The 21942-nt window shown below is 59.4% G+C and carries 20 protein-coding genes; 4 read left to right on the forward strand and 16 right to left on the reverse strand.

Annotated features, from left to right (window positions below):
• Positions 1–615: 615 nt before the first annotated feature.
• Positions 616–2559: a M23 family metallopeptidase gene (locus FHT92_RS19610; RefSeq protein ID WP_183828528.1), complete on the forward strand. Its 1944-nt coding sequence runs from the start codon at positions 616–618 to the stop codon at positions 2557–2559.
• A 67-nt stretch (positions 2560–2626) separates the two neighbouring features.
• Here FHT92_RS19610 and clpB read toward each other — a convergent pair whose 3' ends face one another.
• The 6 genes from clpB to FHT92_RS19640 all read right to left on the reverse strand — a co-directional run bounded on the left by clpB (position 2627) and on the right by FHT92_RS19640 (position 12271).
• Complete coding sequence (clpB, locus tag FHT92_RS19615) at positions 2627–5230, reverse strand: ATP-dependent chaperone ClpB (RefSeq protein WP_183828531.1); 2604 nt, start codon at positions 5228–5230, stop codon at positions 2627–2629.
• A 382-nt stretch (positions 5231–5612) separates the two neighbouring features.
• Positions 5613–6320 (reverse strand): DUF4167 domain-containing protein, encoded by a 708-nt coding sequence (locus tag FHT92_RS19620; protein ID WP_183828534.1) that lies wholly within the window; start codon positions 6318–6320, stop codon positions 5613–5615.
• A 345-nt stretch (positions 6321–6665) separates the two neighbouring features.
• Positions 6666–7535 carry a peptide chain release factor N(5)-glutamine methyltransferase gene (gene prmC / locus FHT92_RS19625; protein ID WP_183828537.1) on the reverse strand — a complete coding sequence of 290 codons (870 nt, stop codon included), beginning with the start codon at positions 7533–7535 and terminating at the stop codon, positions 6666–6668.
• A complete protein-coding gene (gene prfA, locus FHT92_RS19630) occupies positions 7532–8611 on the reverse strand; it encodes a peptide chain release factor 1 (protein ID WP_183749648.1) in 1080 nt (359 codons plus the stop codon). Before prfA ends, prmC begins: the two co-directional genes overlap by 4 nt.
• Before the next feature lie 28 nt (positions 8612–8639).
• Complete coding sequence (gene ptsP / locus FHT92_RS19635) at positions 8640–10907, reverse strand: phosphoenolpyruvate--protein phosphotransferase (protein WP_183749647.1); 2268 nt, start codon at positions 10905–10907, stop codon at positions 8640–8642.
• An 89-nt stretch (positions 10908–10996) separates the two neighbouring features.
• Positions 10997–12271: an aspartate kinase gene (locus FHT92_RS19640; protein ID WP_183749646.1), complete on the reverse strand. Its 1275-nt coding sequence runs from the start codon at positions 12269–12271 to the stop codon at positions 10997–10999.
• 402 nt (positions 12272–12673) lie between these two features.
• Between FHT92_RS19640 and FHT92_RS19645 the strand changes: the two genes are divergently transcribed.
• Positions 12674–13156 carry a BA14K family protein gene (locus tag FHT92_RS19645; RefSeq protein ID WP_183828540.1) on the forward strand — a complete coding sequence of 161 codons (483 nt, stop codon included), beginning with the start codon at positions 12674–12676 and terminating at the stop codon, positions 13154–13156.
• A gap of 166 nt (positions 13157–13322) precedes the next feature.
• Positions 13323–14069, forward strand: a complete 747-nt coding sequence (gene ubiG, locus FHT92_RS19650) for a bifunctional 2-polyprenyl-6-hydroxyphenol methylase/3-demethylubiquinol 3-O-methyltransferase UbiG (protein WP_183828542.1) — start codon at positions 13323–13325, stop codon at positions 14067–14069.
• 47 nt (positions 14070–14116) lie between these two features.
• On the opposite strand, the gene FHT92_RS19655 is transcribed toward ubiG, so the two are convergent.
• Genes FHT92_RS19655 through FHT92_RS19670 form a run of 4 tightly spaced genes read right to left on the reverse strand, consistent with a single transcriptional unit; the run spans position 14117 to position 16459 of the window.
• A complete protein-coding gene (locus FHT92_RS19655) occupies positions 14117–14545 on the reverse strand; it encodes a DUF1178 family protein (protein ID WP_183828545.1) in 429 nt (142 codons plus the stop codon).
• On the reverse strand, positions 14542–15399 hold the full coding sequence (locus tag FHT92_RS19660) for a carbon-nitrogen hydrolase family protein (RefSeq protein WP_183828548.1): 858 nt from the start codon (positions 15397–15399) through the stop codon (positions 14542–14544). The genes FHT92_RS19655 and FHT92_RS19660 overlap by 4 nt, the downstream gene beginning before the upstream one ends.
• Before the next feature lie 9 nt (positions 15400–15408).
• Positions 15409–15666 (reverse strand): glutaredoxin 3, encoded by a 258-nt coding sequence (gene grxC, locus FHT92_RS19665; protein WP_183749641.1) that lies wholly within the window; start codon positions 15664–15666, stop codon positions 15409–15411.
• Between the two features lie 31 nt (positions 15667–15697).
• Complete coding sequence (locus FHT92_RS19670) at positions 15698–16459, reverse strand: ComF family protein (RefSeq protein ID WP_409527160.1); 762 nt, start codon at positions 16457–16459, stop codon at positions 15698–15700.
• A 193-nt stretch (positions 16460–16652) separates the two neighbouring features.
• On the opposite strand from FHT92_RS19670, the gene FHT92_RS19675 reads away from it, so the two are divergent.
• Positions 16653–17537: a methyltransferase domain-containing protein gene (locus tag FHT92_RS19675; protein WP_183828553.1), complete on the forward strand. Its 885-nt coding sequence runs from the start codon at positions 16653–16655 to the stop codon at positions 17535–17537.
• Positions 17538–17654: 117 nt separating this feature from the next.
• Here the strand turns inward: FHT92_RS19675 and FHT92_RS19680 are convergent, their stop codons facing one another.
• The 6 genes from FHT92_RS19680 to FHT92_RS19705 all read right to left on the reverse strand — a co-directional run bounded on the left by FHT92_RS19680 (position 17655) and on the right by FHT92_RS19705 (position 21738).
• Entirely contained in the window at positions 17655–17822 is a 168-nt protein-coding gene (locus tag FHT92_RS19680; RefSeq protein WP_183749638.1) for a Flp family type IVb pilin, read from the reverse strand.
• Between the two features lie 67 nt (positions 17823–17889).
• Entirely contained in the window at positions 17890–18228 is a 339-nt protein-coding gene (locus tag FHT92_RS19685; RefSeq protein WP_183749637.1) for a hypothetical protein, read from the reverse strand.
• Between the two features lie 126 nt (positions 18229–18354).
• Complete coding sequence (gene mutT, locus FHT92_RS19690) at positions 18355–18768, reverse strand: 8-oxo-dGTP diphosphatase MutT (RefSeq protein WP_183749636.1); 414 nt, start codon at positions 18766–18768, stop codon at positions 18355–18357.
• A complete protein-coding gene (locus FHT92_RS19695) occupies positions 18765–19571 on the reverse strand; it encodes an N-acetyltransferase (protein ID WP_183828557.1) in 807 nt (268 codons plus the stop codon). The genes mutT and FHT92_RS19695 overlap by 4 nt, the downstream gene beginning before the upstream one ends.
• Positions 19552–20793 (reverse strand): bifunctional glutamate N-acetyltransferase/amino-acid acetyltransferase ArgJ, encoded by a 1242-nt coding sequence (gene argJ / locus FHT92_RS19700; RefSeq protein ID WP_183749634.1) that lies wholly within the window; start codon positions 20791–20793, stop codon positions 19552–19554. The genes FHT92_RS19695 and argJ overlap by 20 nt, the downstream gene beginning before the upstream one ends.
• Positions 20794–20853: 60 nt before the next feature.
• Positions 20854–21738 carry a peptidylprolyl isomerase gene (locus tag FHT92_RS19705; protein ID WP_183828559.1) on the reverse strand — a complete coding sequence of 295 codons (885 nt, stop codon included), beginning with the start codon at positions 21736–21738 and terminating at the stop codon, positions 20854–20856.
• Positions 21739–21942 lie beyond the last annotated feature (204 nt).

A 21942-nucleotide genomic window follows, 5' to 3' on the forward strand; every position in this document is an offset into this window, starting at 1 on the left:
TCTCTTTCAAAGAACCCAATCTCTTGAGTTCCGCAAGCTCCGCCGCCCACGTTTCTCTTTCTTCTCATCTTCAATTGTCAAATAACAGACGACACACAAAGCCGTCACAAAATCAACGCCCCTAACTTCCGCCAAGAGCAACAAACCAGCATTCCGCCAATCCGCTTGATTTCTTTAGAACGAGAGACTTCGTCGCCAGCAGCGCCGCCGCCCTCGTCAGTGAGTGGGCTTATAATCCCACACCCTCGAAACAGTCAACAGGCCTTTTTCAAAAAAATCATCTTTCTCGTATCCTGTTGTTTTCTCACGATATTTTATAGAGGCCATTGGAATTCGTCGATTTCCCGGATTCTGATCACGCTGGAAAGCCTGAAAAACATGACTGTTTGTCGGTTTTGTTGTGGAAGATGCGATTTTGCTCCTCTTCGCCCCGACATCATCACATTCTGCTGGTGAGAGGAAACACGTAGGATTCACGCAGGCATGCGCACGTAAGGTGCCATTCCCGGTGTGATTTGACTTCAGTGCCCAAAATATGCACATCTTTCGCCCCAGCCAGGATGGCCCGCGGATGCTCAGAACGACATCGAATGTAAGGATGCGAACTCCACTGCCATGATGACGGAGAAAATGATGATCCGCTCGCTCGGCAGCGAGCCTCCGCTTCTGGCAGACGGGCGACGCGCGCCCGACCGACGCGAAGTTTCGCTTCGCTGGCTTTCGGGCACGTTCCTCACCGGCATTACCTCTTCCATCCTCATGGGTGTCGCACTCTTTGCTGCGCTCGACGGCAGGCAGCAGCTGGCAATCCCGGCCGAAGCCTATGCAAGCGCATCGGCAGACGCACATCAGGATACATCTGTTACCCGCGGCGGTCGTCTGATCGCCCCAGTCATCGCCGCCAAACCATCCGACCGTGCCATCATGGAGGTCTCGACCGTTGTCCATGACGGCGAGAAGGAAGTCGTTCGCCGCCAGCCCTTCTCTCATGTGAAGATGATGCTGGCTGCCAATCACGTGGCAACTGAGGATTATCCGGACTTCGATCCGCTGGCGATCTTCTCAGCCGACGAGCCCCAGCCGGCACCGCAAAGCCGTACCGGCGCAATCTACGGCTCCGACGTCGAATCCGAAGTGGCATTGAAGACCGTTCCCTTCCCCACCGGCAAATCCGATCTCAACATGGCCCCTGGCCTGTCGCTTGACGAGGTTGAGGAAAACGTCCGCTCCAACGGATCCGTTCTGACGGATGGAAATGCCCAGCTAGCGGCCCTTTACTATGTGGATCCGCGCCGCTTCTCGGCCGAGGACAATGACGTCGATTTGACGGCCGGCCTTGCCGCACGCGTGCTCGAACAGAACATGACAGTCTCGGCACCGGAATCCATTACGCCGCAGACCGAGGAATTCGCCGACGACATCCTGCCTGTGCGCCAGGATACGACAATCGCCAAGGCGCTTGCCGATTCCGGCTATCCGCAGTTACAGGCAGACGGCATGTCCGGCTATATCGCCCCGCTGTTCGGCACGGATACGCTCTCGAAGGGCGACGTCCTGCGCATCGGCATCATTCAGAAGGGCGAGCAGGCGAAGATCATCCGCGCCAGCATCTATCGCGGGACACGCCATCTCATCACGGTCGCCCTCGACGACAAGGGCCGTTTCGTGGCCGGCAGCGAACCACCGATGCTGGATGCGATCGCCACCGCTTTCGAAGACAATTCCTTCGCTCCGCCCGCCGGCCAGAATCTGCCGCGCGTCTATGACGGCATTTACCGCGCAGCCCTTTCCTATGGCATGACCAAGGATATGACGGCGCTGATCATCAAGCTGCTTGCAGCCAACGTCGACTTCCAGGCGCAGTTGAAGCCGACGGATTACCTCGAAGCCTTCTTCTCGGTGGCTGACAGCAACGGCCAGGCGACCGAGGATTCCGACCTTCTCTATGTCAACGCCCGTTTTGGCGACACGTTGACGCGCTTCTACCGCTTTCAGGACCCGGAAGACGGCACGATCGACTACTTCGATCAGGAGGGCAAGAGCATCCGGCAGTTCCTGCTGCGCAACCCTGTCCCGAACGGCATTTTCAAATCCGGCTTCGGCATGCGCCGCCATCCGATCCTCGGCTTCGCGCGCATGCATACGGGTGTAGACTGGGCAGCGCCGCGCGGAACGGCAATCATCGCAGCCGGTAATGGTACGGTCGAAAAGGCCGGCTGGGATTCCGGCGGCTACGGCAACCAGACGATCGTCCGCCATGCCAATGGCTATGAATCCTCCTATAACCACCAGAGCGCCATCGCCAAGGGCATCGTGCCGGGAGCAAAGGTGCGACAGGGTCAGGTCATCGGCTGGGTGGGCACGACGGGTGAATCCACCGGCCCGCATCTGCATTACGAACTGATCGTCAATGGCACCAAGGTCGACCCACTGCGCATCCGCCTGCCGGGCGGCAAGTCGCTCCAGGGCGATGCACTCGCCAAGTTCGAGGACGAGCGCAAACGCATCGACACGCTGCTGAACAACCAGCCCGCCTCGGACCAGGTCGCCAGCAAGTAATCCTCCGTCTGCAGAAACAAAAACGGCGGCCCGAAGGCCGCCGTTTTCAATTCTCGCCAACGCGGCCTTACGCCGCTTCGCTCACCGACTGTTTCGACCGGAACAGCAAGCGATCCGAGCCGCCGGTGATCGTCACCGTCGACCCGTCCGGTACTTGGCCCGAGAGGATCTGCTCGGCGAGTGGATCCTGGACGAATTTCTGGATCACTCGCTTCAGCGGACGAGCGCCGTAGACAGGATCGTATCCCTTGTTCGCCAGCCAGTTGCGGGCGTCCTCATCGAGGTCGAGCACGATCTTGCGCTCGGACAACAACGAAACCAGCCGCTTCAGCTGGATATCGACGATCGCGCCCATTTCCTCACGCTTCAGGCGATGGAAGAGGATGATCTCATCGATACGGTTCAGGAACTCCGGCCGGAAATGACCGCGAACGACATCCATCACCTGCTCGCGAACGGTCTCGCTGTCCTCGCCCTCGCGCAACTGCGTCAGGTATTCGGCACCGAGATTCGAGGTCATGATGATCATCGTGTTGCGGAAATCGACCGTCCGGCCCTGACCATCGGTCAGACGACCGTCGTCAAGCACCTGCAACAGGACGTTGAAGACGTCAGGATGCGCCTTCTCGATCTCATCGAACAGCACGACCTGATAAGGCCTGCGGCGGACGGCTTCCGTCAGCGCACCACCTTCATCATAACCGACATAGCCGGGAGGCGCGCCGATCAGCCGGGCGACGGAGTGCTTTTCCATGTACTCGGACATATCCATGCGCACCATCGCCGTCTCGTCATCGAAGAGGAAGCGGGCGAGCGCCTTGGTGAGCTCGGTCTTGCCGACACCCGTCGGGCCGAGGAAGATGAACGAGCCAATCGGCCGGTTGGGATCCTGAAGGCCTGCGCGGGCACGGCGCACCGCACGCGAAACGGCCTGAACCGCATCGCCCTGGCCGATCACCGACTTCGCCAGCTCGTCTTCCATCCGAAGCAGTTTGTCGCGTTCGCCTTCCAGCATCTTGTCGACAGGAATGCCGGTCCAGCGGGAGACGACATGGGCGATATTGTCGGGGGTCACGACCTCCTGCACCATCGCGTTGCGGCTGTTGTCTTCCTGGTTTTCGGCATCGGCAAGCTGCTTTTCGAGACCCGGAATTACGCCATAGGCGAGCTCGCCGGCGCGCTGGAATTCACCCTTGCGTTGGGCAATCGCCAACTCGTTGCGGGCATCATCGAGCTGCTTTTTCAGGTCAGCGGCGAGACCGAGCTTCTGTTTTTCCGCCTGCCAGCGGGCCGTCAGCGCGTCTGCCTCTTCCTCAAGGGAAGTCAACTCGCCTTCCAGCCGCTTCAGCCGGTCGGCGGAGGCGACATCGGTTTCCTTCTTCAGCGCCTCGCGTTCGATCTTAAGCTGGATGATGCGGCGGTCGAGCTCATCGAGTTCTTCCGGTTTTGAATCCACCTGCATACGCAGGCGGGCGGCCGCCTCGTCCATTAAGTCGATCGCCTTGTCTGGCAGGAAACGGTCGGTAATATAGCGGTTCGACAGGGTTGCGGCGGCAACCAGCGCGGCATCGGCAATGCGCACCTTGTGATGCTGCTCGTACTTTTCCTTCAGACCGCGCAGGATCGAGATCGTGTCCTCCACCGTCGGCTCCTCGACCATGACCGGTTGGAAACGGCGGGCAAGGGCCGGATCCTTCTCGACATGCTTGCGATATTCATCCAGCGTCGTTGCGCCGACGCAATGCAGCTCGCCGCGGGCAAGGGCAGGCTTCAGCAGGTTGGAGGCGTCCATCGCTCCGTCCGCCTTGCCGGCGCCGACCAGCGTGTGCATTTCATCGATGAAGAGGATGATCTCGCCGTTTTCCGACTGAACCTCGTTCAGCACAGCCTTCAGGCGCTCCTCGAACTCGCCGCGGTACTTCGCACCGGCAATCAACGCTCCCATGTCGAGCGCCATCAGCTTCTTGTCCTTCAGGCTCTCCGGCACATCGCCATTGACGATGCGCAGTGCAAGGCCTTCGACGATGGCAGTTTTACCGACACCCGGCTCACCGATCAGGACGGGATTGTTCTTGGTGCGGCGCGAGAGGACCTGGATCGTGCGGCGGATTTCGTCGTCGCGGCCGATAACCGGATCGAGCTTACCTTCGCGGGCTTCGCCCGTCAGATCGCGCGCATATTTTTTCAGGCTGTCGAAGCCTTGCTCGGCACTCGCCGTATCTGCCGTACGGCCCTTGCGGATTTCGTTGATGACCTGATTGAGTGCCTGCGCGGTCACGCCGGCATTTTTCAGCGACTGATAGGTCGAGGCAGAGGTTTCGATCGCCAGCGCCTGCAGCAGACGCTCGACCGTAACGAAGCTGTCGCCGCCTTTCTTCGCAGCCTCCTCGGCCGTGGAGAAGACTTTTGCGAGCGGCTGGGCGAGATAGATATTGCCGTTGCCGCCGGAAATTTTCGGCAGTTTGGCAAGTGCGGCATCATTGGCAAGCCGTGCCGCCTTTGCGTCGCCGCCGGCGCGCTCAATCAGCGAAGCAGCCATGCCCTGATCGTCATCGAGCAGGACTTTCAGCACATGTTCTGCGGTGAATTGCTGGTGCCCTTGCGCCAGCGCATAGGTCTGGGCGGACTGAACGAAACCGCGCACCCGCTCGGAGTATTTCTCGATATTCATATGTTACCTCCATGAATCGCCCTGCCCTTCATAAGGCACAGACCGATGATTGAGATTGAGCTCCCTCAAAGGCAAGCCCCTGTTTGTCGCCATTAGGATTTGCGGCAAACAATCTGGTCAGGATATGGTGGAGAATCCGGAGAGTTTAAAGGGGTAAGACACTGGAAAACTGACGCCTGCGAGCACCTCCTTCGCAGACGCTATTTGCCCACCGACACGACGCCTGACAGCACCTATTCCTTGCTGAAGTCGCCTTTGGTCGCACCCTAGGCAAGGAACCCCATGACGCTCCTGGCCCCGCAGCGGCAAGGGCAACGCGACTGCGCAAAAAAGAAAGGCCGCCCGAGAGGGCAGCCTTTCAAGTTACGCGTATGAATCGAGCTTATTCGGAAGCAGCTTCAGCCAGAACCGGCGCTTCGGCGGAAGCACCTTCCTCGCCGGCGGCCTCACCTTCAGCGCCGCGGCGCGGACGGCGCGGGCGGCTTCCGGCATTGCGGCGGCGAGGCTGGCGTTCGCGCTGCGGCGCAGCAGAGCCTTCCTCTTCCATCGCAACTTCGGCAGGGATGCCTTCGATGTCAGGCTGCGGGCCGGTACCGTCGATCACTTCCGCCTGAGACTGTGCGGGCACCGGTGCGGCGGCAGCTGGCCGCTGCTGTTCGCGCTGTTGCTGGTGGGGCGGCTGAACGATGACGACGTCGTCACTATCCGCCGTGTCCAGTTCGTCGCCGTCACGGTCCGCATTATCGCGATCGTTAAAGTCGTGGCGATCATCGCGCTGGAAACGTTCCTGCATCTGCGCCTGTGCGGCAGCAATGATGCGGTTGTAGTGTTCAGCATGCTGCAGATAGTTCTCAGCTATGACGCGGTCGCCGGAACTTTGGGCGTCACGAGCGAGCTGCGCATATTTCTCGGCAATGTGCTGGGCAGTGCCGCGGATTTTCACATCGGGACCGGAACTGTCATAGGTCCGGGTCAGCGGATTGCCGCCCTTGCGGTTGAAATTGTTGTTATTGTTATTTCCACCGCCGCCATTATTATTGTTGTTATTGCCACGCCCTCGACCGCGCTTGTTCTGCTGTCCTGGCCTCATCGATCGTTCACCTGAATTCTCTGTTTGTGATTGGATACATGGCACCAACCGCCAAGACCGGTCCATCCGGATCAGGGCCTTCGTGCCGCAAGCATAGTGCGCCTTCGCGCCGACCTGCCGCTTGTCTTCAAGTCAGTTTGACTGATTCACGCATTGGGTCGTGTTCAACCTTTGAAACTCTCGTTTAAAAGAGCAGACCCCCGAAGCTGAGCAAGTACCGAACGAATCCCGTTCATTCCTATGCGCCCAACGCGTGAAGGCAACCTATATTGCTTCCTCGGGAAATCCAAGCCTTTTCTTCGCAATAGCAACAATGTCCAGTTCGATGCTGCAATTTGTCGCCGGTCATGCCAGCGTAAACACGAGCACTCTGTCGTTCTGACCATAATCCTTCACGGATTTGAGGCACTTGAAGCCTTCCGCTTCAAAGATCGCCGTCACATCGTTTCGCTGATCGTAGCCGATTTCCAGTCCGACGATCCCATTGGATCGCATGAACCTAGCCGAATCCTTTGCTATGGCTTTGTAAGCGTCAAGCCCATCCGGGCCGCCGTCCAGAGCTGCAGCCGGATCAAATTTCGTCACTTCGGGAGCGAGATCATCAATGACATTGGAAGCAATATAGGGCGGATTTGAGACAACCGCATGAAACGTCCCGTGGATGTTCTCGAACCAGTTCGATCGAATGGTCGTGAATCGATCCTGCAATCCGTTTCTTTCTGCGTTTGATCTTGCCGTCTCAAGTGCATCGGTCGAAATGTCACTGCCGATGCCTGATGCTTCCGGACATTCACTCAGGAGCGCAAGGCAAATCGCTCCGGTCCCGGTTCCTATGTCCAGAATGTGGAGATTGCCTTCCGTTTTTGCAAGGTCACGCAGATAAGGAATAATCGTATCGACAAGAATTTCCGTATCTGGCCGCGGCTCCAGCGTGCTGGCGGACAGCGAAAGCGGCAGGCCGTAAAATTCCCGCTCTCCGAGAATGCGATGCACCGGCTCGTGCTTCAGCCGCCTTTCGATCGCGCGGCCGATAGTGCCTGCCTGTTCCTCCGAAACCGACTGGCGACCTGCCGTCAGCATCTCGGTCGGCGAAAGCTTCAGCAGTCCCGAAATCAGTAACCGCGCATCGGTCTGTGGATCGGCTATGCCCGCCTCCGTGAAACGGCGCCTAGCCTCGGCAAGCATCTCGGAAACCATCGGCCCCGACACGGTCATTGTTGTTCACCAAGCTGTGCGAGCTGGCTCGCTTGATAGTCCGCCAGCAAGGCGTCCACCACTTCGTCGATTTCACCTTCCATCATTCGGTCGAGCTTATAGAGCGTCAGGTTGATGCGATGGTCGGTGATGCGGCCCTGCGGGAAATTATAGGTGCGGATACGTTCGGAACGGTCGCCGGAACCGACCTGGCTCTTACGGTCGGCGGAGCGTTCGCTATCGGCCCTCTGCCGCTCGGCATCATAAAGACGCGAGCGCAGCACCTGCATGGCCTTGGCGCGGTTCTGGTGCTGGGACTTTTCTGAGCTGGTCACGACAATGCCCGTCGGCAGGTGGGTGATGCGCACGGCAGAGTCCGTGGTATTGACGTGCTGTCCGCCTGCACCCGAGGAGCGCATCGTATCGATGCGGATATCTTCCGGCCGAATCTCGATATCGATCTCCTCGGCCTCGGGCAGAACGGCGACCGTTGCCGCCGAGGTGTGAATGCGTCCGCCCGCTTCCGTCTCAGGCACGCGCTGCACGCGGTGCACGCCGGATTCGAACTTCAGCTTGGCGAACACGCCCTTGCCGGTGATCGTTGCGATGATTTCCTTGAACCCTCCGGCTTCGCCCTCGCTCGACGAAAGTACGTCGACCTTCCAGCCATGCGTTGCCGCATAGCGCTCATACATGCGGAAGAGGTCACCGGCAAAAAGGGCCGCCTCGTTGCCGCCGGTACCGGCGCGAATTTCCAGGATCGCGCTCTTCTCGTCGGCAGCGTCCTTCGGCAAGAGCAGGATCTGGATTTCGTTCTCCAACGCCTCGATCTGCTCCTTCACATCAGGAAGTTCGAGTTCGGCAAGCTCGCGCATATCACGGTCGACAGACTTGTCCTCGAGCAGCACCTCCAGATCGGCAAGCTCCCCGACGGCCTTTTGATAGGCGCGGATCTTGGTGACGACCGGCTGCAATTCGGAATATTCGGATGCGAGCTTTACATAAACATCAGCCGAGGGGCCGGCCGACATGCGGGCTTCGATCTCGCCGAAGCGGCGCTCAAGCTCGCGCATCTTTTCAATGGGAAGCTTCGCCACCCCTTACTCCAATTCTTCTTATATATGTCTAAAGGGGAATATTGTGGCTCTCGGCGAAGTGGGCAAGCACCTCGCGCATCGGCACAGTCGCATTCCGGTCGTCCAGCGCCTCATCGACGGCCTTCGTCAGAGCCTCGGCGTTAAGGCCGAGCAGCATCGCCTTAACCGGTCCGATCGAGGCCGGCGACATGGAGATCGAACGGAACCCGACACCGAGCAACGCCATGGCCGAAAGCGGCTTGCCCGCCAGTTCGCCGCAGAGTGTCACCGGTGTTTTATTGCGACCCGCGCCACGTACGATATCACGAAGGATCCGCAGGAACGGCCGCTCCAACGGATCGAAACGCTCGGAAACCCGTGCGTTGCCGCGATCGACCGCCATGGCGAACTGGAAGAGGTCATTGGAACCGACGGAGACGAAGTCGACCGCGTCCATCAGCTCATCGAGCTGCCAAAGAAGTGCCGGCACTTCCAGCATCGCGCCAAATTGGAGCTTGCGCGGCAGCCCGTGACCGAAACGCGAAAGATGCTGCACTTCCTTCTGCAGGAGTTCGCGCACCTGCCTGATTTCCGAAACCTCGGTCACCATCGGCACCATCAGCTTCAGCTCGGCGCCGGCAGCCGCCTTGAGCATGGCGCGCAACTGCGTGCGCAACAGTCCCGGCCGGTCGAGCGACAGGCGGATTGCCCGCCAGCCTAGCGCCGGATTCTCTTCCTCATGACCGCGGAAATAAGGAACAACCTTGTCTCCGCCGATATCGAGTGTGCGGAAGGTCACGACACGCCCGCCTGCCTGCTTCAGCACATTGCGGTAGAACATCTCCTGCTCTTCCGCCTTCGGCATGGTCGAGGCGATCATGAATTGCAGCTCAGTGCGGAACAGACCAATACCCTCCGCTCCGGATTCCGCCAGCTGCGGCAGATCGACCAGCAGGCCGGCATTCATCAGAAGCTGGATGCGCTGCCCATCCCGGGTCACCGGCTCAACGGAACGCAGCGCCCGGAATTGCTCTTGCCGCCTGGCGCGGAAGCGTACCTTTTCTTCATAGGAGCGCTGATGCTCCGGCATCGGCCGGATATGCACATGCCCTTCGTCGCCATCGATAATGACGGCATCACCGTTTTCGGCAAGCGCCACGACACCCGCCGCCTGGCCGATAACAGGAATGCCCATGGCGCGTGCGACGATCACCACATGGCTGGTCACCGCGCCTTCTTCCAGCACCAGCCCGCGTACATTGGCACGCGGATAGTCGAGGAGTTCCGCCGCACCCATGGCGCGCGCCAGGATGATCGCGTCGTTCGGAAAACCCTCGGCCGTCGTGCGGCCCGTATAACCGGTCAATACGCGCAGCAGCCGGTTTGCCAGATCTTCGAAATCGTGCATGCGTTCGCGCAGATAGGGATCGGTCAGGCGTATCATGCGCGCCTTGGTGTCGCTCTGGACCTTCTCGACAGCCGCCTCCGCCGTCAGGCCGTTGCGGATCGCCTCTTCCAGCTTGCGCACCCAGCCCTGGTCGTGGGCGAACATGCGATAGGTCTCGAGCACTTCGCGGTGCTCGCCTTCCATGGAAACATCGCGGCGCGACAGCATGTCGTCGATGGAGATCCTAAGCGAGCCCATGGCTTCCGCCAGCCGCCGGATTTCCTTCTCCGCATCTTCGTTGAGCAGATTGGTGACGACGATGCGCGGCTCGTGGAGGACGACGTAACCAAGGCCGATCCCGTCATTATAGGTATCGCCATCGACTGTAACCGAACGGGTAAGATCGAGTTCGAGACCCGGCTTGGTGATCTTCTTCAGTTCGCCGGTCGCGATCATCTCGGCAAGAACCATCGCCGTCGTCTCGAGCGCCTCCAGCTCTTCATCGCGATAATTGCGGCTTGCCTTGTTCTGCACGACGAGAACCCCAAGGGAGCGCCCCGTCCGTAGGATCGGCACGCCCAGGAAGGAATGGTAGATCTCTTCACCCGTTTCCGGCAGGTAGCGGAAGGCCGGATGCGACTGCGCGTCGGAAAGATTGAGCGGCTGGGCCGAGGCGGCAATCGTGCCGACGAGACCCTGTCCCATCTTCAGCTGCGAGAGATGGACGGCTTCCTTGTTGAGACCTTCGGTAGCATAAAGCTCGAGAACACCGTCGGCGCGCAGAACGTAAACGGAGCAAACCTCCGCTACCATGTTGCTGGCGATCTGACGCACGATCCGGTCGAGTCGCTCCTGCGGCTCCAGTGGCTCCGCCATCAATTCGCGCAGCCGCTTGAGCAATACGCGCGGACCGCCGGAAAGGTCTCTCATTGCGTCTCAAGCTCCCTGAAACAAACACCTTATGCGGCCACGAGAACTGGCCGCATCTTCAACCTGAAGGGGCAGGCCGCCCGCTGGAATCAATTCTTATCCAGACCGTAGCAGGAATGCAAAGTTCTGACAGCGAGTTCTGCATAAGGACCGTCGATCAGGATCGAAATCTTGATCTCCGAGGTTGTAATTGCCTTGATGTTGATGCCTTTTTCAGCAAGTGCCCGGAAGGCAGTCGCCGCAACGCCTGCATGGCTGCGCATGCCGATGCCGATGACGGAGACTTTCACCAGACCCGATTCGCTCTGCGCAACGTCATAGCCGATCTTCTCCTTGTTGTCGGAGAGAACCTTGATGGCCTTCTCGACATCGCCCGAGGGCACGGTGAAGGTCATATCCGTCTTCGAACCATCTTCAGAAATGTTCTGGACGATCATATCGACGTTGATGTGGCTTTCTGCGAGCGGACCGAAGATCGCGGCAGAAACGCCCGGCCGGTCGGCAAGACGGCGAAGCGAAATCTGAGCCTCATCTTTAGCATAGGCAATGCCGGTGACTACTTCCTGTTCCACGATTTCATCCTCGTCACAAATCAACGTTCCGGGCGGGTTCAAGAGGTCGCCCATGCCCGGAGCATCGGGATCCTCGAAAGAAGAACGCACGAAAGTGCGCACCTTGTGCACCATGGCAAGCTCGACCGAACGCACCTGAAGAACCTTGGCGCCGAGCGACGCCATTTCCAGCATTTCTTCGAAAGCGATCTTCTTCAGGCGCCGTGCCTTGGGTTCGATGCGTGGATCCGTCGTGTAGACGCCATCGACATCGGTATAGATGTCACAGCGATCGGCTTTGACAGCAGCCGCGATCGCTACAGCCGAAGTGTCCGATCCGCCGCGTCCAAGCGTCGAGATACGATTATCCGGACCGAGACCCTGGAAACCGGCGACGACGGCAACCTGCCCCTCACCCATACGCTTAATGATGTCGGCCCCGTCAATCTCCATGATGCGAGCCGCTCCATGCGCATTGTCCGTGCGGATCGGAATCTGCCAGCCCTGCCAGGAACGGGCATTGATGCCCATACTCTGCAATGCAATCGCAAGAAGACCTGACGTCACTTGTTCGCCGGAGGCAACGACAGCATCGTATTCACGCGCGTCATAGAAAGGCGAGTTGGCGCCAATCACCTTGGGCGCGTTTTGCACCCAGCCGACAAGTTCGTTGGTCTTGCCGGACATGGCGGAGACGACGACTGCCACTTCATGGCCGGCATCGACTTCACGTTTAACATGGCGGGCAACGTTCTTGATGCGGTCCAGATCCGCGACGGAGGTTCCGCCGAATTTCATAACGATGCGTGCCATAAGCCTCTACCATGACCCGCGCGAGATTGCCGGAAAACGGATTTGCTTCCGGTACGTCACGCGCATTCGTAAACTGCCCGGAAACGCAGCGCCCTCCCGGACATCAAAAAACCCGGCTGTCCAACGGCCGAAGAGCCCGGAAATAGTGGTTTCTGGAACGCTTCTAAAGCCCCGCCAACCAAGGACGAAAGTTGGCGCGTCTCTTAGCGAGTTTGGCAGGGGGTGGCAAGGGCGGGGAAAATGTGAAGTGGAAGCGGCAGGATTTCGTCAAAAAATGGTCACTGCGACTACTGCAAAGCGCCCTGGTCCATGCCGGTGAAAGAGGCGTGGAAGCGATTGAAACTTAATGGCCTCGAATGCGTTTAAACCGCAATAGATGTGTCCAGAAAGCTGGTGAGTAGAATGAGAAGATTAGCGATAATTGCACTGTCGATAACGACTGCATTCTCCGGAATGCCCGCCTGGGCAGGACCGATCTATACGGCAACCCCGGTTCAGTCGGCAGCGCAATCGCAAACCGCCAGCAGCCAAGCCGACCTTCTTCAGGTGGGCTGCAATAACTTCACGAACTGCCCTCGTTACGACTACGGAGGCCGAGGATGGGGCAATTATCGCTACTCGGACCGTTATCGGTACGACCGCAGATGGGATCGCCGCTATTATGGGGACCGCTACCGCGACCGCTATTATCGCCGCCATGACAATACCGGCGCCATTATCGGCGGCCTGGCTGCCGGCGCGATCATCGGCAGTATCATAGCCTCGCAGCCACGCGTGCGTGCGGGCAGCTCGCATGCCGACTATTGCTACAGCCGTTATCGCTCGTACCGGGCATACGACAATACGTATCAGCCCACGTACGGCCCGCGCCGTCAGTGCCGCTAAATCGGCATCACCAGTATCCGCAACCCCGCGACGACGCGGGGTTTTAACCGCCGTCAGACGTCCTCCATTTTTACGGTCCTTTCCAAGCCTCCGGCGCGACCTGACCGCTCTTGACTTATCGCCTCGATCGTCCGACTTCACTGACAGGGACATTAAGGAGCGGCAGATGAACGAAGCGGCCAAAACCACCATCGACCAGAGCGAAGTCGATCGCTTTTCCGCCATGGCGGCCGAATGGTGGAGTCCGGCGGGCAAGTTCAAGCCGCTACACAAGTTCAATCCTGTTCGCCTGGCCTATATCCGCGACAAGGCGGCGGAGAATTTTTCACGCAATCCGAAGAGTGCCAGGCCGCTTGAAGGCCTGCGCGTGCTCGATATCGGCTGTGGTGGCGGCCTCCTATCGGAGCCGGTTGCCCGTATGGGCGCTGAAGTCGTCGGTGCCGATCCCTCGGAAAAGAACATCGGCATCGCCTCAACCCACGCCAAGGCATCGGGTGTTGCGGTCGACTATCGTGCCGTGACGGCCGAGCAGCTTGCCGAGGCAGGCGAGACCTTCGATATCGTGCTTAACATGGAAGTGGTGGAGCATGTGGCCGATGTCGAGCTTTTCATGAATACCTGCGCCAGGATGGTCAGGCCGGGCGGCCTGATGTTCGTCGCCACGATCAACCGCACCATGAAGGCCGCCGCGCTTGCCATTTTCGCTGCCGAAAACGTCCTGCGCTGGCTGCCGCGCGGCACGCATCAGTATGAGAAACTGGTGCGCCCGGAAGAACTGGAAAAGCCGCTTGCCGCAAGCGGTCTCGATATTATCGACCGCACGGGCGTCTTCTTCAATCCGCTGGCAAACCAGTGGAACCTGTCGAAGGATATGGATGTGAACTATATGCTGCTGGCAAAACGGCCGACCTGATCGCGCCGCCCGAGGATCAAAATCATATTAACCCACCCGCCCGCAAATCAGTTCACGTCTTCGGGCAGAACCGGCAGGGCCGCGATCTCGATGCCTTCTTCCACCAGCGCCTCGGCTTCGTCGGGCGTTGCCTGGCCGATGATACCGCGGGCATCCGCCTCACCGTAGTGGATCTTGCGAGCTTCCTCGGGAAAGCGGGTTCCAACATCCTCGGAAGTCGCCTTGATTGCGGCGACAGCTTCCTTGAGCTTCAGGAAGGCTTCGCGGCGGGCCGTGTCCATCGCGACCGTCTGCATCTCTTCCTTCTTGCGCGCGGTTGAGACGGAGGGAGCCATGAGCGACTTGGAGATGGAAGCGGAATTGCAGACGGGACAGGTCAGAAAGCCGCTTGCGACCTGCCGGTCAAAATCGGCGCTTTCAGAAAACCAGCCTTCAAATTCGTGAGCATTTTCGCAAATAAGGGAATAGCGGATCAAGCTGCAACGCCTCCTGAAATTCCCCCCGCAATCCTCTCGATGGAAAACTCCCGGCCGTTCTTAAGGTTCGGAATCTTGTCATGCGCAGCCTTCACCGCCGCCGGATCGATCTCCGCCAAAATGACGGCCTCGCCGGTCGGACCGGCTGATGCCAGCACCTTGCCCCAGGGATCGATGATCATCGAATGGCCGAATGTTTCGCGTCCATCTTCATGCAGGCCGGCCTGCGCTGCGGCGATGACGAAGACACCGTTTTCAATGGCGCGCGCCCGCAGCAGGATTTCCCAATGTGCCTCGCCGGTCTGCTTCGTGAAAGCGGCCGGAACGGTCATCACTTCAGCACCGGCAACAGCCTGCGCGCGGAAAAGCTGCGGGAAACGCACGTCGTAACAGATCGTGAAACCCATCTCGGCAAACGGCAACGACAGAACGCGCGCTTCCGACCCCGGCCTGTAAGCGGCACTTTCGCGCCAGCTCTCGCCATTGTCGAGATCGACGTCGAACATGTGAATCTTGTCGTAGCGATTCAGGACCTTGCCGTCGGGGCCGAACAAGAAACCGCGGTTGGCCATCTTGCCGTCATCGAGCGCAATCGCCGTTGAGCCGACATGCACGAAGATGCCGAGCTCGGCCGCAAGCGCCGAGCCGGTTTCGACGATAATGTCGTTGCTCTCATCACGCAGAACTTCCTTTGCCGCCGCGCGGTTACGCTGCAGCATGCCGGTCATTTCAGGCGTCTGCACGTAAGTTGCGCCCTTTGCAGCAGCCTCTCGGACGAGGCGCCTCATCGAATCGGCATTCCGCTCCGGATCGACACCGGAACACATCTGGATGGCGGCGGCCATGAAGCTCATCGCTCTTCCTCAGGCTGCCAGCAACGGATCGAGCTTGCCTGCCCGATCTAGCGCATAGAGATCGTCACAACCGCCGACATGCGTGCTGCCGATGAAAATCTGCGGAAAGGTGGTGCGGCCGTTCGATTTGCCAAGCATTTCCTGGCGAAGCTCTGGTGAGAAGGTCGCATCATATTCGACATAGTCAACGCCCTTCTCTTCAAGAAGAGATTTGGCGCGTGCACAATAGCCGCAGAACTGACGGGTATAGATGGCAACAGGTACCATGACGTCTCCAGACCGTGCTGTTTTCTTTCTGTCATATAGTTTCTGCAAGTGCCCTTGCAAAGGTTAAAACCGTTATATCGGCAGCTCCCGCCTTGCGCAGCGCGCGCGTTGCCGCACCAACTGTCGCCCCTGTTGTAAAGACGTCGTCGACAAGCACGATGCGTTTGCCGAAGACATCGCTTTCCCTGCCTGCGGCGACCGCAAAAGCGCCACGGACATTGTCCTCGCGCGCCCGCACGCCAAGACCGACCTGCTGGCTGGTACGCTTCACACGTAGAAGCGTTGCCGGCAGCAGCGGTTTTCCCGCAAGCTTCGCCAAATGCCGGGCAAGTTCCGCGGCTTGATTGAATTTGCGCGAGACCATGCGGGTACGATGAAGTGGAACCGGAATGACAGCGTCGCAGCGCTCGACCATGCCGTCCGAGGCGCGCAGCATCCAGCCGGCCATCATCGGCGCGAGATCCGTGCGATCCCGGTATTTGAGGCCATGCACCAGATTGCGAACGGCATGGTCGTGGGTGGCTGCTGAACGCAGCCGATCAAAGGGCGGCGGATTGGCGATCGCCTCGGCGCTCAGGATGCCGGCCCCGAGATCATGGGAAAAGGGAAGGCCCAGCACCTCGCAATAAGGCCGCTCTATGAAGCGGATCTCGGACCAGCATTCGGCACAAAGCCCGCGATGACCGGCTGTCGAAATACCGCAAGCCGCGCATGCAGGCGGATAGACAAGATCGGCAAGCATCGAAAAAGGTCGCAAAAGCTGCGCCCATATCCGCCTCGTCTCACTTTTCATCTCGATCGTCCCCATATGAGGCAGACTAAAGCATGTCGCGCAAAAGTGTGTAGCGGTTTTGCGATAACGACATGCGTAAAAACAAAGACCGAAAGCGCGGCTAGCGGATGAAGATCGCAACGCGCTTTGGCGCGTCGCGAGCCAAAGGAAAATCGCCTTGCCGCCTGCTGGACGGGGGAATATGGACATCGCCATGGATATCATCTTTGACAAGACGCAGATCGCCACAAATCGTCGGCGCGCACTCGCAAATAATGACCCGAAAGCAGCCTTCCTGCTCGATATAGCCGCCGAGGAACTGGCAGACCGTTTGGCCGTCGTCGAGCGCAGCTTTGAACATGCGGTGGAACTGCACGGCACTACAGGTGCCGTCGCCCGTGCGGCGGTCGCGACCGGCAAGGTCGGTAACCTCATCCGCGTGGAAAGCGACATACACTATGTCGCGCCGGGCGAATCTTTTCTCGAAGCGCCACTCGAAGACGTGCCGCTCGCGCCCCAATCGGCCAATCTGGTGATTGCACCGCTCAGTCTGCACCTGACCAACGACACACCCGGCGTCTTCATCCAGATCCGGCGCGCATTGAAGCCGGACGGCCTGTTCCTGGCCGCCATTCCGGGCGCCGGTACGCTGCAAGAACTGCGCGAGGTACTGCTTGCGACCGAGATCGAGATGACCGGCGGTGCAAGCCCGCGCGTCATCCCTTTCGCCGATGTCCGCGATGTCGGCGGTCTGCTGCAGCGCGCAGGCTTTGCCCTGCCCGTCATCGACGCGGAGAATTATACGGTACGCTATGATTCAATTTTTCCGCTGATGCGGGACCTGAGAGCGATGGGCATGGCCAATCCTCTCGCTGCCCGCAGCCGCAAGCCGCTGACGCGCGCCTTCTTCCTGCGCGCCGCTGAAATCTATGCCGAGCGCTATTCGGATCCGGACGGCCGTATCCGCGCGACATTTTCAGTGATCTATGTGTCTGGCTGGGCACCGCATGAAAGCCAGCAGCAGCCGCTGAAACCAGGAACGGCCAAGGCGCGGCTTGCTGACGCACTGAAGGTGGAGGAGCAGAAGCTCAGGCAGTGAGATCTTTAGCATTGGCCCAAAATCGGAATCGATTTCCGGAAAGCCTGATGCGTGGATTCAAAGAGTTGGAGCGTCCTTAATGCGTCCGAATGGCCGCACGGCGCTCTAACAGATAGCTCAGTTGATGGTCAGGTTATTCTCGACGGTGTTGAACACGCCGCGCAGGCCGTTGGTGAACACACCCAGCCCTCCAATGAGGGCAACCGACATCAGCGCTGCGATCAATCCATATTCGATCGCCGTCGCACCGCTTCTGTCCGCCACAAATTTCCTTAGCAAATTCATCAACCCGACCTTTTGCGCTCAAGACAGCAATGAAATTCATGGCTCCCTGGGATGGAGCTTCATTTCCTCAGCAGCCGGCGCCGACGCCGTAGCCCTGGACGACGCAGACGGAACCAGGCGTATCCTGGAGCACGCTGCGGCGGATTGTATAGCGCTTGCCGCTCTCGCTCTTCGGACCATTCTCGGTCTTCGGGATGGAGCCGGTGGTAATCGTGTCGAAATCTGCCGGCGCGCTGGCGAGCACGCTCTTCTTCGAAGAATCCGCCAGCATCGGCGTCAGGATGAGAGTCAGCGCCACTACGGCCGTACCGAAGAGAAGGGCAATATTCAGCGCTCCTGTCCTGCGCGAAGCAGACGAAGAAGCGCGTTCCTTCTCGCGCACAGCTTTCCAGAAATCGTCGTCCATGACGTCAAGCCCTTAAATACACACACGCCAGTTGCTTGAGTGAGGCCGATCATTGCCAGAAGGTGCTAAATGATCGATTAATATCCACAGGCGAAATCGACGTTTCGCCCCAATAATCAGCAAAAGCTAAAGTAAATCCTGCAGTACCGGGATGAGCGGCTCGTCGGCCGGCGGCATCGGGTAATCGCGCAGCGCCTGCGGGCGCACCCATTTGATTGCCTGGCCCTCGCGGCCCTGCGGAATGCCTTCATAGCGGCGGCAGACATAAAGCGGCATCAGCAGGTGGAACGTATCATAGCTGTGGCTGGCGAAAGTCAGCGGCGCAAGGCACGGGACCTTTGTCATAATGCCGAGCTCTTCGTTCAGTTCGCGCACCAGCGTTTCCTCCGGCGTCTCGCCGGGTTCGACCTTGCCGCCGGGGAATTCCCACAGGCCGGCAAGGGACTTTCCTTCCGGCCGCTGTGCCAGAAGGATACGCCCGTCCGTATCGATCAGCGCGCAGGCCGCGACCAGGAGCAGCTTCCTTCCGGCTTCGCTCATTCGCAGCGTTCCTGCCAATAGCAATAGTGATAGGCATCACGGAAACCAAGACGCTCATAAAGAGCGATCGCCGGCGCATTGGAGAGTTTCACCTGCAGCCAAGCCGTTCGGGCGCTGCGCATCCGCGCCCAGCGCAAGGCCGAGGTCAGAATCTCGATACCGAGACCTCTGCGGCGATGGCTACCCGCGACCGACAGCGACATGATGCCGGCAAGATCGTTGTCCTGCACGCAGAGGACCGTTGCCAGCGACCCATGGATGGCATCTTCGATCATGAACAGCCCGGATGGCGGCTTAATCGCAGAAATAATCTCGGCAAGCGCCGGCTTCAGAGAAAGCTGCGCCTGATCGACGGAGAGATTGGCATCGACGAACCGGCCGACATCGTGGGTAGGAAGATGATCGAGCGTATCGGGCAGATCGGCCTGCGAGAGATCGCAGACCATGACGGCCGTTTCATCAAAACGCATCCATCCCCGTTCCTTGATCAGGTCCATCAAAACAGGCGAGGCAAGCGGCGTCTCACGCACGATGGCGGGACGGCCGTATGCCTCGAATTTACGGCTCGCCTTCTCCAGCCTGATCTCGACATCTCGATGGTCGGAGGGATCGAGCGGCACGATGGAGTTCAGTCGGTTGGAGGGATGGCCTGCCGTCAGGCGAATTTGCCAGCTTCCGTCATATTGCAAGGAGGCGGCCGGCCAGGCGCGAAAGCCCACGGCTTCCAGCCGCCGGACCAGCGGCAGGTTTTGCTTCGGAAGGGATGCCTGCATCAGCGAACGATCAGCTCCGGTAGTCGCCATTGATCGCAACATATTCCTTCGTGAGGTCGCAGGTCCAGACCGTAGCTTTGCCGGAGCCGAGGCCAATATCGACTTTCACAGGTATATCCTGCTTTTTCATCACGGCTGAGGCCGCATCCTCGGAATAGGAAGGGTCGCGCTCGCCGTTGACGGCGACGCGCACATCGCCGAACCAGATGGCGAGCCGGTCGCGGTCGGCCATTTCACCGGCCTTGCCGACGGCCATGACAATACGGCCCCAATTGGCATCCTCGCCCGCAGCCGCAGTCTTGACCAGCGGCGAATTGGCGATGGAAAGGGCGATCGTCTTGGCAGCGGCATCGCTCTCGGCACCGGTCACGGTGATTTCGAGCATCTTCGTGGCGCCCTCGCCGTCGCGGGCGACCTGGATCGCCAGATCCTTGAGAAGGTCGTTCAGCGCCGAACGAAACGTGTCGAGCCGTGGGTCGTCCGCGCTCGTGATACGCGCCTGCCCATCAGCTGCAGCAGCACCAGTCGCAAACAGCATCAGCGTATCCGACGTCGAAGTATCGCTATCGACGGTCATGGAGTTGAAGCTCGGCTCGACGCCGGCAGACAGCAGAGACTGCAGGGTGGAAGACGCGATATCGGCATCCGTGACGACGAAGGAAAGCATGGTCGCCATGTCGGGCGCGATCATGCCGGCGCCCTTGGCGATTCCGTTGATCGTCACCTTGACGCCACCGATTTCGGCAGTGCGGGTCGCAACCTTCGGATAGGTGTCGGTGGTCATGATGGCCTTGGCGGCCTCGAACCAGTAATCGCCGGTAGCATCGGCATGCATCTTGTCCAGCACACCGGCAAATTTGGTAGCGTCCAGCGGTTCGCCGATGACACCCGTCGACGCGAGAAAGATCTCATTTTCGCCGCAGCCGACGGCGGCGGCGGCCGACTTCGCGGTGAGCTCAGTCGCAGCACGGCCCTTCAAGCCGGTAAAGGCATTGGCATTGCCGGAATTGACGACGACGGCACGTGCCGTACCGTGCGGCAAGTTGGCCCGGCAGAAATCGACGGGCGCCGAGGGACATTTCGACTTGGTAAAGACACCGGCAACGGTAGCCGGCGCATCAAAGACCATCATCAGCACGTCCGTCCGGTTCTTGTATTTGATGCCGGCGGAAGCGGTTGCCATGCGCACGCCGCGAAGGGCCGGCAGCGAAGCAAAGGTTTTCGGGGCAAGGGGAGAAACGGTAGCGGACATCGGATGTGACCTGTCTATCATAGTAAAGGACCCGGAAGAACCGGGTCCAGATGCTGATGATTACTGCTGCGGCGCCGGTGCCGGCGCGGGTTCGGCGCCCGGCTCAGGCTGCTTGTTCGCGTCTTCGTAACCCTTGCGGAGCGTTTCGTCCATGATATCGACCTTGGCCGAAGCCTTGGCCTGGTTCAGGAGCGCAAGATACTTGTCGCGCATGACAAGCTGACGAACTTGATCTTTTACCTGGTCGAACGGCGGCGGCGGAGCGTCGCGCTTATCCTCGACCAGGATGACGTGATAACCGAAATCGGTCTTCACAGGGGTCTTGGAATAGCTGCCCTTTTCGAGAGCGAAAGCGGCATCCTCGAATTCCTTGACCATGCGGCCACGGCTGAAATAGCCGAGGTCGCCGCCGTCGTCCTTGTTCGGATCGGTGGACTTTTCCTTCGCGAGTTCGGCAAAATTCTTGCCGGCGTCAAGCTGCTTGATAACGTCCTTGGCCTCGTCCTCGGTCTTGACGAGGATGTGGCGGGCGTGAACTTCTTCCTGCTTCGGGAGGGCGGCGACTTCCTTGTCGTAGCGTGCCTTCACGTCGGCATCGGTGACGGTGTCGACAACATGCTTCTTGAAGTAGGCGTTGTGAAGCTCACGGTCGGTCAGATACTGCATGCGCTTCTTGAAATCATCAGTCTGGTCGAGCTTCTCGGCTGTGGCGTCGGCAGCAAGCAGCTTCACATCGATGGCGGCAGAGAGGGCGGCAACCTTCTTCTGGTCGTCCGGGAGCTGCGCAAGCTGCGGGTCGAGATTGGCCACAGCCAGATCGAGTTCCGACTGGTGAATCTCCAGATTGCCGACCTTAGCGACGACGGCATCATCGGCATGGGCCGGAACCTGGAAGGCAACGAAGGCCGTAAACGCCAGCGCAGCAAGTTTGTTGGTGCTCAACATTAAATAACCCTTCACAATCATACCGCCGGCTTCCGCTTTCGTGAATCCAGCCGAAACAGGCTTCAACACCGGAATGTGGCCTTTCTATATCAGCCAAATCCGTTGACATCATTTGCCCCCCCTCTTATCTGTCACGCAACCTCGCGTCCAGAACAGTTTCCGGGCGTTTTCAAGCGTGCGCCTGTTTTTCGGCTGGGTAGCGAA

The sequence above is a fragment of the Rhizobium sp. BK377 genome, from assembly GCF_014193935.1.
Taxonomy (GTDB): domain Bacteria; phylum Pseudomonadota; class Alphaproteobacteria; order Rhizobiales; family Rhizobiaceae; genus Rhizobium.